At 61.6% G+C, this 13368-nt stretch carries 13 protein-coding genes; 8 read left to right on the forward strand and 5 right to left on the reverse strand.

The genetic code is table 11. The annotated features are described in order from the left end of the window. The first annotated feature begins 100 nt into the window (after nucleotides 1-100). From P3T20_RS16315 to P3T20_RS16325, 3 genes are all read left to right on the forward strand, one after another. Nucleotides 101-574, forward strand: a complete 474-nt coding sequence (locus P3T20_RS16315) for a RidA family protein (RefSeq protein ID WP_429287361.1) — start codon at nucleotides 101-103, stop codon at nucleotides 572-574. 31 nt (nucleotides 575-605) lie between these two features. Then, on the forward strand, nucleotides 606-1802 hold the full coding sequence (locus P3T20_RS16320) for an aminotransferase class V-fold PLP-dependent enzyme (protein WP_429287362.1): 1197 nt from the start codon (nucleotides 606-608) through the stop codon (nucleotides 1800-1802). A 62-nt stretch (nucleotides 1803-1864) separates the two neighbouring features. After that, entirely contained in the window at nucleotides 1865-2359 is a 495-nt protein-coding gene (locus P3T20_RS16325) for a cupin domain-containing protein (RefSeq protein WP_429287363.1), read from the forward strand. 33 nt (nucleotides 2360-2392) lie between these two features. Here P3T20_RS16325 and P3T20_RS16330 read toward each other — a convergent pair whose 3' ends face one another. The 5 genes from P3T20_RS16330 to P3T20_RS16350 all read right to left on the reverse strand — a co-directional run bounded on the left by P3T20_RS16330 (nucleotide 2393) and on the right by P3T20_RS16350 (nucleotide 6330). After that, nucleotides 2393-3685 (reverse strand): EAL and HDOD domain-containing protein, encoded by a 1293-nt coding sequence (locus tag P3T20_RS16330; protein WP_074267007.1) that lies wholly within the window; start codon nucleotides 3683-3685, stop codon nucleotides 2393-2395. Nucleotides 3686-3900: 215 nt separating this feature from the next. Continuing rightward, on the reverse strand, nucleotides 3901-4221 hold the full coding sequence (flhD, locus tag P3T20_RS16335; RefSeq protein WP_429287457.1) for a flagellar transcriptional regulator FlhD: 321 nt from the start codon (nucleotides 4219-4221) through the stop codon (nucleotides 3901-3903). A gap of 352 nt (nucleotides 4222-4573) precedes the next feature. Then, the gene (locus P3T20_RS16340; protein WP_074267006.1) at nucleotides 4574-5158 is read right to left on the reverse strand and encodes a YceI family protein; all 585 of its coding nucleotides are present in this window, start codon (nucleotides 5156-5158) and stop codon (nucleotides 4574-4576) included. Nucleotides 5159-5184: 26 nt separating this feature from the next. Further along, on the reverse strand, nucleotides 5185-5745 hold the full coding sequence (locus P3T20_RS16345) for a YceI family protein (protein ID WP_074267005.1): 561 nt from the start codon (nucleotides 5743-5745) through the stop codon (nucleotides 5185-5187). A gap of 30 nt (nucleotides 5746-5775) precedes the next feature. Beyond that, on the reverse strand, nucleotides 5776-6330 hold the full coding sequence (locus P3T20_RS16350) for a cytochrome b (protein WP_074269266.1): 555 nt from the start codon (nucleotides 6328-6330) through the stop codon (nucleotides 5776-5778). Nucleotides 6331-6670: 340 nt separating this feature from the next. On the opposite strand from P3T20_RS16350, the gene P3T20_RS16355 reads away from it, so the two are divergent. The 5 genes from P3T20_RS16355 (at nucleotide 6671) to P3T20_RS16375 (ending at nucleotide 13325) form a co-directional block, all read left to right on the forward strand. After that, nucleotides 6671-7834: a porin gene (locus tag P3T20_RS16355; RefSeq protein ID WP_074267004.1), complete on the forward strand. Its 1164-nt coding sequence runs from the start codon at nucleotides 6671-6673 to the stop codon at nucleotides 7832-7834. 261 nt (nucleotides 7835-8095) lie between these two features. After that, nucleotides 8096-8890, forward strand: a complete 795-nt coding sequence (locus P3T20_RS16360) for a MipA/OmpV family protein (RefSeq protein ID WP_429287364.1) — start codon at nucleotides 8096-8098, stop codon at nucleotides 8888-8890. 210 nt (nucleotides 8891-9100) lie between these two features. Further along, nucleotides 9101-9871: a DUF4118 domain-containing protein gene (locus P3T20_RS16365; RefSeq protein WP_429287365.1), complete on the forward strand. Its 771-nt coding sequence runs from the start codon at nucleotides 9101-9103 to the stop codon at nucleotides 9869-9871. A 54-nt stretch (nucleotides 9872-9925) separates the two neighbouring features. Further along, nucleotides 9926-10753 (forward strand): alpha/beta hydrolase, encoded by an 828-nt coding sequence (locus P3T20_RS16370; RefSeq protein ID WP_074269264.1) that lies wholly within the window; start codon nucleotides 9926-9928, stop codon nucleotides 10751-10753. A 100-nt stretch (nucleotides 10754-10853) separates the two neighbouring features. After that, nucleotides 10854-13325 carry a penicillin acylase family protein gene (locus tag P3T20_RS16375; protein ID WP_429287366.1) on the forward strand — a complete coding sequence of 824 codons (2472 nt, stop codon included), beginning with the start codon at nucleotides 10854-10856 and terminating at the stop codon, nucleotides 13323-13325. Nucleotides 13326-13368: the final 43 nt, after the last annotated feature.

Consider the following 13368-nt stretch of genomic DNA (forward strand, 5'->3'; position numbering starts at 1 on the left):
TAGTTTCGCTCATGCGTGGCCGGCAAGAATTCATTCGTCAGCCGACGGCAGCCGCAATAGGATGGAACGTCCATCCACATATTCATAGGACGCACACGACATGACCCTCTCGATCTCCGCCCGCGTAGCCGAACTCGGTATCACGCTCGAATCCGCCGCCGCGCCTGCGGCCAACTACGTCCCGTTCGTGCAGGACGGCTCGCTACTATTCATTTCCGGTCAGATCTCGCGTAAGGAAGGCAAGCCTGCCTACGTCGGCCGCCTGGGTGACAATATCTCGGACGACGAGGGCGTGCAGGCAGCACGGCTCGCCGCGCTTGGCATACTGTCGCAGCTTGCGGCGGCCACGGGCGACCGGCTCGATCGCGTAGCTCGCATCGTGCGCCTCGGTGTCTTCGTCGCCAGCACGCCGGAGTTCAACCGTCAGAGCGCCATCGCCAACGGCGCCTCGGATCTGATGGTAGAAGTGTTCGGCGACGCCGGCCGCCATGCGCGTGCCGCAGTGGGTGTTGCATCGCTGCCGTCCGGCGTCGCCGTGGAAGTCGAAGCAGTCGTCTCGTTGAAGCAACCCTGAATCCATCCTGCATCACTGGAACCTTCAAGTCATGTCAGCCCCCCTCACCGATGCAACCGTAGACGGATTGCGCGCCCAGACGCCGGGCACGCAGCACACCACGCACTTCAACCACGCTGGCGCATCGCTGCCGTCCGCAGCGACGTTGGAAGCAGTCCACGCCCATCTGTGGCGCGAAGCGACCATGGGACCCATGGAAGCCGGTGTCGCAGCGCGCGCGCAAATAGAGCGTGCCCGTACCCTCGCCGCGCAGTTGTTCAACGCGCAACCGGCGGAGATCGCCGTGACGACGGGCAACTCGCAGGCCTGGGGCAGCGCATTCGCCGCGTTGGGCAAATGGCAGCCCGGCGATCGCATTCTGGTTGGGCGTCACGAGTGGGGCGGCAATCTGGCCAGCATGCGCCTGTCGGCAGTGCGTGCGGGGGCATCGATCGAGGTGATCCCTTCCGATGACAGCGGCGAGGTCGATCCCGAGCCACTCGAGGCGATGCTCGACGAACGGGTACGCCTGATCGCGCTGACGTGGATGCCGGCCAACGGCGGCCTCATCAACCCGGCCGCCGCCATCGGACAAATCGCGCGACGTCATGGCATCGCCTACTTCATCGACGCCGCGCAAGCGGTCGGACAAATACCTGTGGATGTGGAGCAACTCGGTTGCGACGTGCTGACCGGCGCGGGCCGCAAGGCGTTGCGCGGTCCGCGAGGCACAGGGTTGCTGTACGTGCGGCAGGACTTTCTGCCTCGGCTCACACCGGCCTATGTCGATACCCAAACGGCGCCGCTCGATGACGACGGCGAACCTGTCGTGCGCAGCGACGCAGCGCGGTTCGAATCTGTCGAAGTCGCGTCCGCGCTGCGCTGCGGTTTGGCCAATGCACTGCAGGAGGCGCTGGATATCGGCGTTGAAAACATCCGCACTCGCATCGACGCCGTCGCGCAGACGCTGCGCGCCGAACTCGCGCAGATCGACGGCGTGACGGTCCTCGATCAGGGACGCGAACGTTCGGGGCTGGTGGCCTTCAGCGTGGCCGGTATCGATGCCAAAGAGGTGCAACGTGCGTTGGCGGCGCAAGGTGTGGCCATCGGCAGCAACGGCGTGGGCTACACACCGTTCGATATGAACGCGCGAGGTCTCACCCAGATAGCGCGCGCTTCCGTCAGTTACCTGACCACCGAGGCGGAGATAGGCAAGCTGGTGGGGAGCTTGCGCACGCTCGTCCGTTAAGGCACGCTTCACGCGACACAACGCGGCGACGCTATCACGCACGCCAATACAAGGAGACGTCAATGGAGCGACCCGAGTTCATCCGCCACTGGAGCGAACTGGAAAACCCGGACGATGCCCACTACAAGGGCAGTACCGAGCTACTTGCCATCGGTGCGCCGCTTGCCAGGAAGCTTGGACTTCAGCGCATCGGCATTCACCATGTGCGCGTGCCGCCTGGACGTCGAACCTCGTATCCGCATGCGGAAAGTGCCGAAGAGGAATTCGCCTTCGTCATCGAGGGCACGCCGGATGTGTGGCTCGACGGTCATCTGCATCCGCTCAAGCCCGGTGACTCGGTGGCGTTTCCGGCGGGTACCGGGATTTGCCATACCTTCATCAACAACACGGATCAGGACGTGCGGTTGCTGGTGGTCGGAGAAACCGACAAGAAGGAAAACCGGATTCGTTATCCGATGCATGAGGCTCACGAAGCCACTCGCCCGGACCGTTGGGTCGACTGGCCTATGCGCCCGATGGGTCCGCATGACGGCAAGCCGTCCGGCAGCAAGTCCTGAACGACACGCCGCACGCGGCCACCTCGATAGCCGTCAAAAACGGGTTCGGTCGGCCATCCAGTTGGCTGCGGCGGCGGACAGCAGCGCGACCGCCGCGGCATTGAGCGGGGCGAGATCCTCGGACATCTGCGTCACCCTTGCCGCCGCGGCCGGACTCTCCATGGCTTCCGCACACGCGAGCAGTTGACCCAACAGGCCGGCCCGCGTCTGGATGGCTTCGCGCACCGTTTGCGCCAACTGCAGTTCAGAAAACAGATCGACGGGGTTGCGCTGCAGTACGGCAGGCAACAGCGAGGTCATGCCCGTCATGAATGCGTTGTCGACGAACTCCTCGTCGTGCGGCCTAAGCCTGCGCGCGGCCAGTTCCATGAAGCGCCCCCGCGTGCCGACCAGTTGCACCAGTGCATTGGATGCGACAGACCGGCTATTGCCGTCCGTGTACAGGGCGAGCAGGGCCCAGCGGCGCAGCCAGTCGGTGCCGACCAGTTGGACCGCATCGCGGATCCGCAGGCGCCGTCGCGTCAACGCGTGATGCGCCGAACTGGCGAAGCGCAGCAGTTGCATCGTCAGTGCGGGATTGCGTTTGACCTCGTCTTCCAGGGTCGGCAGCGGCGGCTCGGCGCCCAGCATCACCAGCAGTTTGACCAGCGCCTGGCGCAGCGGCGGAATCCTGCGCACCGCGAGCAGATGGGGATGGGCGAAGTAGTAGCCCTGAAACAGGTCGCAGCCGGCCTCGTGGGTCCACCGGTAGTCGTCCGGTGTCTCGACCTTTTCCGCTACGACGCGCTTGCCGGCGCGGTGCATTGCAGCAACGAACGGCGCCAGTCGCGACGCAGTCCAGTCCGGCACATCGATCTTGACGACTTCAGCGCAGTCGAACACCTCCGCGTGGCCCAAGGCGGCCTCGCGAACATCCTCCATGGCGAAGCGGTAGCCGGATCGCGTCAGCGCCTTGATGCGTTGAACCAGTTGATCGTCGTACTGCGCGGTTGCCTGAATTTCAACGACGAAGTGAGCGGATGGCAGCAGGCTAAACATCTCGTTCATCAGCCAGTCGCGCCCCGCGTTGATGTAGCCGGCGCGGCCGGCCAATACGCTTTCCATGCCAAGTTCGCCGAGCGTCTCAATGACGATGTCGGCGGTGGCGCGCGTCTCGTCGAGCGGCGTGCCGTCGGCGGGTTCGGCGTTATCGGAGAAAGCGAACGGCCGAAACAGCAATTCGTAAGCGACGAGTTGTCCCTCGCGGTTGAGGATCGGCTGCCGTCCGAGATACGAGGTCATCGCGATCAGGGACAACGCGGCAGCATCGTGCGACATGTCATTCATGCGGGTTACCGGTTAGCGAACCTGCGCCACGCTGTCCGATCGCTGGCAAGCGGCGGCGTAGAGGCCCTAACGGTGATAACGGCTGCAAACAGGGAAAAGTTGAAGGCGGATAAGCCGGCGTAAGGCGTTTGGACATCCCGCGCGTCGCGACGACGGCGTTATTGACCCCGCCACCGGGCCGCCGCAGAAAGGTAAAGGGGCAATCGGAAGCCGGCTTAAACGAACTGTGCCGCTTTCTGACTGGCGAGCAGGATGGCCGTATGGGCGGGCGTCACGTCCACATGGCCTCCGGACTGCGTCAGGGTGGACAGGATCGTGTGGTCGTCAAAACGGCACTGACAGAGCACGTGGTCGGAGGCGGCAAGCTTGACCGTTTGCGCCAGCGTCAGGGTCGCGAGAAGCTCCGCGCTCTGCGCGGACAGCCCCAGCCGAAACATGCCGACCAGCCTGTCCTCACGAAGCATGCGTTGCGCCAGCATGATGTACGACAGATTGACTTCCCTGATGAAACCCTGCGCTTCGCCGTCGCTCATGATCTTTCGCCCTTCGGTAAACATCCACTTCATTTCTAGCCGGCAATCGTCTGGCGCGCTAAAGCCTTGTGCAGCGGGGCAGACGCACGGCCGAACTCGCTGTGATTTACCAGCAGAAACACAAAGTTACATTTTGATACGTTTGAGTGGAGTGTAGGGATGCCCTTCCACGAAGACAATGTTCGCGAAATTTTCCGAAAGGTAGATCGTCAGTCGACCATTACGCGGCCTTACGAGCCGCTAAAGAAGGCCTGCCTCGTGACGAGCAAGCGCCCAAAATGCAAACGACCCGGCCACATGGGACCGGGTCGTCACGTCGATGCAACCCGCCGTCGTCTGGCGGGGCAAAGCCTGCTTACTGCTTCACGCCTTCCGCCTGAATGTGCAGAACGGTCGCCATCTTGAAGCCGTAGGTCTTGCCGAAGTCGATACCGAAGTCCGAACGGTCGAAAGTCGCCGTCGATTCCGTGCCGCACACTTCGCGCTTGAGCATCGGGTGCTGGAAGCACTTGAACGATTCGATCTTCAGGTTCAGCGGCTTCGTCACGCCGTGCAGGGTCAGCTCGCCGATCACTTCAACCGGCACATCGCCCTTGAACTTCATCGACGTACCCTTGTAGACCGCGGTCGGGAATTGGGTCGCGTCGAAGAACTTCGAGCTCTTCAGTTCCGTGTTCAGCGTGTCGTTGCCGATGTCCACCGAAGTCATGTCGATGGTCGCCTCCAGCGTGCCCGTCTTCGCTTCACGATCGATCGTCACCGTACCGGTGGATTTCGTGAACTTGCCGCGCCAGATCGAGACGCCGCCAAAGTGGTCGGCTTCGAAGCTCGGCGAAGTGTGCGTCGGATCGAGCGTATAGGTGGTGTCGGCAGCCATCGCGCTAAACGATGCACCCACTGCCAAGGCGGCGACTGCTACGGCTAAAAGTTGCTTTTTCAAAGTGATTCTCCTGGGAGGTTTGCGGTTTATTTCTTGGCTGCAATGATGTGAAACTTGATCACGACCTCGTCGGCAACAACCGAGGTGTCTTTCCATTCACCCGTGCCGATTTCGAACTGGCTGCGTTTGATCGGCAATGCGCCGTCGAAGCTTTGGGTCGACCCTTGCTGGGTAACCTTGACCGGCACCGTGACGTTTGCGGACTTGCCCTTGATGGTCAGCGTGCCGCTAACGTTGAACTGGTTGCTGCCGGCCGGCGCAATCGCACTCGAGACGAAGGTGGCGTTCGGATAGTGCGCGGTGTCGAACCATTCCTTGCCGCGCACCTGCTGGTTGTAGCTATCGTCGCCGAGGTCGTAGCTGGCGGTGTCGATGGACAGCCTGGCGCTGCCCGCCGCCGGCTTGGCCGGATCGAAATCGAGCTGTGCCGTGAACTTCTTGAACGTCCCTTCGACAGGCACGTTCATCTGTTTCGAGGTCGCGGTTACCGTGCTCTTCGACGTATCGACCTGCGCATGCGCCACGCCGAGGAACAGCGAAGTCACTGCGGTCGCTGCGACTAACCAGCGAAGGAAAGGAGTTTTCATGTCTGCCTTCAATCTGCCTTAAACCTAAGGCTACTTGAGAAAGGGGATCATACGCGCCAGCAGGCCGTCACGATCGATGAAGTGATGCTTCAGCGCAGCCAGCGTATGAGCGGCCACGATCACGAGCAACGTGTAGTTCAACCAGATGTGGATGGACTTCAGCACGATCTTGAGCGCGGTGTCCGGCCCGATCAGCGTCGGCAGCGGCACGATACCCAGATAAACCACCTGAATTCCGGCGGCAGAGCTGTAGAGATAACCCGACGCCGGAATCACGAACATCAGCACGTACAGAATCACGTGCGCCACCTCCGCCGCCAGCTTCTGCAACGGCGGCATGCCCCGCGGCAGTTCCGGGGCGCGGTGTGTCAGGCGCCACGCCAGCCGGATTACGGCAAGCATGAACACCGTCACGCCGATCCACTTATGCCACGAAAAGTACTTGAGCTTGGTGGGCGTGAAGCCGGGAATGTCGGTCATGATCCAGCCCAGATAGAAGCCGGCCACGATCAGCAAGGCGATCAGCCAGTGAAGGCTCATCGCAGTTGCGCTGTACCGCTGCTTGAATGGAGGAACTGTCGTCATCGTCATCCCGTCTGGCGTCTTGAGGGCAGTTCGTCCACACAGGAAACGAACAGGTCATTGGGATGCGATTCTAGGAGTGCGAAATCATGCTGAATAGCGGCTTGAAAGTGAACAGATTGTTGTGCTGGCGACGTTAATCGACGACTTCCACGGCTCGAACCTGCACTTTATACAACGTTTTTATCTCCAAACCCGTAGCATCCGGTTCTCAATTATTAGACCCGACCGGCAATCGATCATTGAGTTTTCGTATGCGAATTTCTCTCCGCGGCGCCAAGCCCGCATTGCCGCTTCGGGCGATTGACCCTCGCAGTCCCGCGACAACACGGAGCTTAAAAGCATGAAGAAGTCTTTACTGGCACTTGCGCTGACAGGCGCATTTGCATTGACCGCCCACGCGCAAAGCAGCGTCACCCTGTACGGCGTCATCGATACGGGCCTTGTGTTCACGAACAACCAGGGCGGCCACAACAACTGGCAAGAAACCAGCGCCTCGACGGAAAACACCGTGTATGGCCTTAAAGGCTCCGAAGATCTCGGCGGCGGACTGCATGCGATCTTCAAACTGGAAAACGGTTTTAACCTCAATAGCGGCAGCCTGTTTAACGCGGGCGATGCATTTGGCGAGCAGGCGTATGTGGGCGTGCAAAGCGACCAGTTCGGCACCGTTTTGTTCGGCCGCCAGTTCGACACCGTCAACGACGTGCTCGGACCGATCTCGTCTGCCGGCGGCACCTACGGCGGCAACCTCGCTGCGCATCCGTTCAACAACGACAACCTCGCTGCGGATTCGATGAGCATCAACAACGCGGTGAAGTTCACGAGTAACACCTACGCCGGCGTCACCGTCGAAGGCATGTACGGGTTCAGCAACAAGGCCGGCGAGTTCTCGAACAACCGCGTGTATGGCTTCGGCGCGACGTATGCGCACGGCCCGTTCAACCTGGCTGCGGGTTACCTGGAACTGAACAACGCAGGCGGCGGCGTCAGCGGCACGAATCAGAACGGCGCGGTGGCGCTCGATGACGGCAGCGCCGATTTCGTGGCGCAACGCCAGCGCATCTGGGGCACAGGCGGCAACTATACGTTCGGCTCGGCCACCGTTGGCCTCCTTTGGACCCATTCGCAGATCGACAACATGTCGAGCGTGTTTGCCGGCGGCGATGGTTTCGTCGCCTTGGGTGGCGGCCTGCGGCTCGACAACTATGAAGTGAACGCGCATTACGCGCTGACCCCGAGCTTGAGCATCGCCGGCGCGTACACGTTCACGGACGGCTCGTTCAGCAATGGCGGCACGAGCGCATCGCCGGAATGGAATCAGTTCACGCTGCAAACCGACTACTCGTTGAGCAAGCGCACCGACGTCTACCTCGAAGGTGTTTATCAGCACGTCCACGGTGCACCGGCTGGCTCGGTACTCAGCGACGCATCGATCAACACGCTATCGCCCTCGTCGAGCGGTACGCAAGTGGCCGTGACGGTCGGCTTGCGTCACCAGTTCTAAATAGAAGGTATTTGAAAGACAGAGGCCGCGCGGCAAGCGCGGCCTCGCTCATCGCCCACCGCTTACCTCACCTCCGACACAAACCTTCGTATTCATCCCCCCAGTTCACTGCATTCGCAGGGGACGTGCGAGATTGCTCGGCATGCCTCATAATCACGCGCGCCCAGAATATTCCGGGCTACGTAACGAGGCCCAAAGCAAAAGACCCCACCGGTTTACCGCAGCGTCCCGCCTCAGATTTCCCTTCTCTGAACTGGCTTTATGTTTTCGTCACCCCAACTCGGCGCTGGCCTGATGGCGCTTGCCGCCTTTCTGACGCCCGTCGTGTCGTTCGCGCAGCAGACCACGACTAACGCCGCGCCGACGCCGGACTGGACCGTGACGCTCGGCGCCGAAGCGCAGTGGGAACCCGCGTATCCCGGCGCAAACTTCATGCGCCTCAGGCCTTATCCAGCGTTCGATATCGAATACAAGAATCGCTTCTTCGCCAAAGAAGACATGCTGGCGGGCGTGTATCTGGTTAACAACGCGAACTGGAGCGCAGGCTTGGCGCTGCAGTACGATTTCACCGAACGCGAGACGAGTGAAGACGCCCACCTGCATGGGCTACGCAATGTGCCCACGACGCCACGAGCCAAGGTTTTCCTCAACTACACGCAATCGGCGTTCACGTGGTCGAACTCTGCGGCCCAGGATATTGGCGGGAACCGTGAAGGGCTGGTGGTCGATACCAATGCCACGGTCACGCTGCCCATCGGCAAACAGCTGTTTCTGACCGCTGGCCCCGGTGTCACGTGGACAAATGGAACGTATCAGCAGACATTTTTCGGCATCACGCAGAGTCAAAGCGCAGCTTCCGGTTTGGCGGTCTACGACGCGCATTCCGGCGCGGCCACCGGCTACATCACCGCCGAGGCCGATTATCTGATCACCAAATCGCTGATCGCCACGGTCGAACTGAAATTCGCGCGCCTATATGGAAACTCCGCGTCGAGTCCGATCACGCGGCGTGTACAGCAAAATACGGACACCTTCGCGCTGACGTACACGTTTTGACGCGTATTCTCCACGGTGCGAATTGCTGAGTACCCCCAAACCTTTCGAATAGATGTCATACATGCGCAACAGGCAGAGAGGGATAGAAAAGAGCCAGATGTCCTGCATTTCCGCAAAAATCTCACGTGAGAGCCCATGTCCTCCGGCATCGAATGCGATACCATTGCCCCCCAATCAATAAGTTAGGCGTGCCATGAAGCACGCAGTGCTGTGAAAATTAAAAACGCCAAAAGGTGGGCCCCACGCGGTTCCCGGGCTTGGCTTGCCGCGTTTCTCGCTTTGGCGGCAGCAAGCGGAGTACGCATGCTACTCAGCCCGTTCGTCGGCCCCGCGATGCCGGGCGCATTATTCTGCGTCGCCGCTGCGCTCATCGAATATTTTTTCGGGCTAGGTCCCGCCTTGACCGTCATGCTCGTCGGACTGGTCATCGCCGACTATCTGTTTGTGCCGCCGTATGCCGACTTTTCGGTTTTCGATCACAGCGACCTGATGCTCGTCGTTTCGTATCCTTGGGTGACGCTTCTCATCATCTGTCTGATCGAGCGCCTGCGCCGGGCACAGTTTCGCGCGGAGATGTTCGCGTCAGTGGCCAAATCGCGGTATGAAATGCTGCTGCGCGCGGATAACAAGCGCGCGCTGCGGCTTCGCACGATCGACGAAACGCATCGGCTGTTGCGCCATCTGCCGCACTATCACGACTCCATCATCCTGATCCAGGCGCTCGACCGGAAAGCGTCGTTGCGTCCGGACGCAGATCAGGCGGCTGGCACAGTGCACGCCCTGCCGCATACTTCGGCGCCAGGCAGCCGCTTTTCGGTCGTGCATCCCGCGGATATCGAACGCCTCCAGAACAGCCTTTCGCCTGGCAGTCATCGCCTGCGAATCAGGAGCGGCGACCACACGTATAAGCCTGTCGACTGCGTCGGCGAGCGTTTTACGACGCATGCCGGAGACTTTCTGGTCCTGCGAATCGAGACTTAAGCATTGGATCAAGCCACACACATCCTCCAGGAAGGCGGTGAGCACGCCGTGCTCATGCTGCACGGCCTCTCGAGTTCGCCACTCGAAATGCGCTTTCTCGCACGTCATTTGAACACCGAAGGATTTACCACTTTCGCGCCAGTTCTGGATGGCTACAGCGCGGGCTCAACTGAACGCGACATGCAAGCCTGGGTCGACGCTGCCGTACGTGAGTTCGACTTGCTGGCCGAGCGGTATGCGCGGGTGTCGGTATGCGGCTTGTCGGTAGGCGCGGCGCTCGCGCTGGCCGTGGTCGGCAAACGGCCGACGGCCCACGCAGTCGTTCTGCTATCGGTCACCCTCTCATACGACGGTTGGGCGATACCGTGGTACCGGTTTTTACTCGGCTGGGCCTACTACACGCCGCTGCGCAGTCGCTGGCGTTATCGCGAAGCCTCGCCGTTCGGTCTGCGCAACGAGGCTTTGCGTGCGAAGATCGCGCGCGCCATGCAGCGCAATGGCATCAGCGAGGTCGGGCCGTCTACGATCTCGCTGCCCGCGTTGCGCGAGGCGAGCCGGCTAGCAAAACGCGTTCGCGCGAGCCTCGCCGGCATCACGACCGACTGCCTGATCATTCATGCTATCGACGATGAAACGGCCAATCCGCGCAACGCGCATGACGTTGCAGCGAAAATTGCCTCGCCGTTTCTGCGCACGATCTATCTCGACGACTCGTATCACATGATCACCTCGGACAACGAGCGTGAAATCGTGGCGTCCGAAACCGCTGCGTTCCTGCGCGAGAGCGAAGCCGCCCGCGGCATTGGCAGCGGTGCGGAGTCCCAGGTCGTCTCCAAGGCGCTCGCGCGGCGGCTGCGGCAACTGGCGGCGCTGGGAAGCTGATAACGCGGTTTCGTGGTGGATTGAAAGGAATCTAAGTCAACGCAGGCTTGTAATTGCGACTCATTCGCATTAGCATGAGGTCCCGCCCTGCTACCATTCCATGCGTCCGATGCCCTCTCTCACCCGCGGCGCCCGCCTGTTGCTTGCTCTTCCCTTTGTCCTTGCGTTGCTCAGTTGCAGCACGCCTTCTACAGACATCCAGTCGCACGCCGACGCCGCCACACCGGCATACCAGGTCGAGATTCGCCGCACTGCGCTCGGCATTCCGCATCTGAAGGCAGATGACTGGGGCAGCCTCGGCTACGGATACGGCTATGTGCAGGCGCAGGACAATCTGTGCACGATGGCCGATGCCTTCGTTACCTATCGGGGCGAGCGCTCGCGCTACTTCGGCGCCAAGGCGCGGCCGTCCAACGATGACACGTTCGGCCTGCCGTCCAATCTCGACGCCGATTTCTTCTTCCGCTTCATCGACGACGGTGCAGCCGTGGCTCGATACCGCAACAGCCAGACGCCGGAAATGCGTGCGCTGATAGACGGCTTCGCGAGCGGCTATAACCGCTATGTGGATGAGCTTGCCAAGGGCGAATTCGTCGGGGCGCATGCGGCCTGCCGCTCGGCGCCGTGGGTCGGCAAGATCAGCACGGCGGATATCTACCGGCGTCTCTATACGGCTAACCTGGCAGCCGGTGCGGGCCGTTTTGTGTCCGCGATTGCTACGGCGCAGCCGCCGGGCGCTACGCCCGGCGGCGCAAAGCCGATGGCATCCGCGACTTCGCCGCAAGGCTCACCGGATTCGCAGAACCTGGCGTCCACCGCTCCGCTGATGGATTTCGGCGGCCACGCTGGCGTGGGCAGCAACGGCCTCGCGTTTGGTGCTGATGCCACTCACAATGGCAGCGCTATCCTGTTCGGTAACCCGCATTGGTTCTGGAGCGGCCCGGCCCGCTTCTACCAGGCACAACTGACCATCCCTGGTAAGCTCGATGTCAGCGGTGTGTCGTTTCTCGGTTCACCGGTGATTGAGATCGGCTTCAACCGGGACGTTGCGTGGACGCATACGGTGTCCACCGCGTCGCGGTTCGGGTTGTTTCAGTTGAGCCTGGTGCCGGGCTTGACGACGTCGTATCGGTACGACGGACAGGTGGAAGCGATGACGCCGACTCGCGTCACCGTTGAGGTCCGCTCCGACGACGGCACGGTGCATCCAGTCACCCGGACGCTCTACCGTTCGCGGTTTGGGCCAATGCTCAACCTGAGTTCGATGTCGCCGGCACTCGCATGGAACACACAGCAAGCGTTCGCCCTGCGCGACATCGACGCGGACAACTTCCGCGTCTTCGAAAACTTCCTTGACTGGAATCAGGCACGTTCACTCGATGACTTCATCCGCATCCAGAAACGGAATGCTGCGGTGCCCTGGGTCAATACGCTTGCCATTGGTCGCGGCGATCCGCGCGTCTGGTACGCGGATATCGGCGCCATCCCGAATGCGCCCGACAGTCTCGTGGAGCGCTGCACGCCGCCCGTCGGCAAGGCGTTCGCCCACGCGATTCCGGGCGTGCCCGTGCTTGACGGTACACGCAGCGATTGCGACTGGCAGCTCGACCGGGGTGCTGTGCAGCCTGGCGCGATGCCGGTCGCGCAGATGCCGAGCCTGTTGCGACGTGACTATGTGGGCAATTTCAATGGCAGCTTCTGGCTCAGCAATCCGGCTGAGCCCTTGACCGGCTACGCGCGGGTGATTGGCCCAACCGATGCGGCGCAGTCTCTGCGCACCCGCCTCGGCCACACGATTGCCGCGCAACTGCAGGCCGATCCGGCTGGCGTATCGCCGGGCGCGCTGCAACGCGCCGCACTGGACAGCCGCTCGATGTCAGCGATCCTTTTCAAGCAGCCGGTGCTCGACCGTCTTTGCGTGACAGGTAACGCAAACGATCTGCAACAGGCCTGTGCTGTTCTCGCGGCATGGAACGATACTGCCGATGCCGACGCCCGCGGCGCAACGTTGTGGAACGCTTTCTGGGAACATCTCAGGGACATCCCGGCGGCGCAGTTGTACGCCGTGCCGTTCGATCCGAAACAGCCGTTGACCACACCGGCTGGTATCGCGGTGGACCATGCGAAACTCGCGACGGCAATGCAAGCCGCCCTCGCCGACATGCACAATGCTGGCATTGCCATCGATGCACCGCGCAGCGCGGCGCTCTACGTGCAGCGCAACGACGAGCGCATTCCGCTCTTTGGCGGCTGCGACACGGAAGGGTACTTCACGGCGGCTTGCGCGCAGCATCCGTTCGATACCCGTGGCGATTCGATGAACGTCAATCCGAACGGCAACAGCTACCTGCAGGTGGTGCGGTTCGAGCAAGGAGAGGTTGTGGCCGATACGTTGCTCGCGTCATCGGAATCGGACGATCCCGCTTCGCCGCATTACGCCGACGGGACCCGCGAATACGCGAGCAAACACTGGATGCGGGTGCCGTTTAGCGAGGAAGCAATTGCGCACGATCCGGCGCTGGTCACTCAGGTGCTGACGGCGCCCGCGGCGGACCGTGCGGCGGCGCGTTGAGTCTTGCTGCGGGGAGGTTTTGCTGAAAAGTTGCAGTACCGCG

This window comes from Paraburkholderia sp. GAS206C, assembly GCF_050435645.1.
Classification (GTDB): Bacteria; Pseudomonadota; Gammaproteobacteria; order Burkholderiales; family Burkholderiaceae; genus Paraburkholderia; species Paraburkholderia phenazinium_B.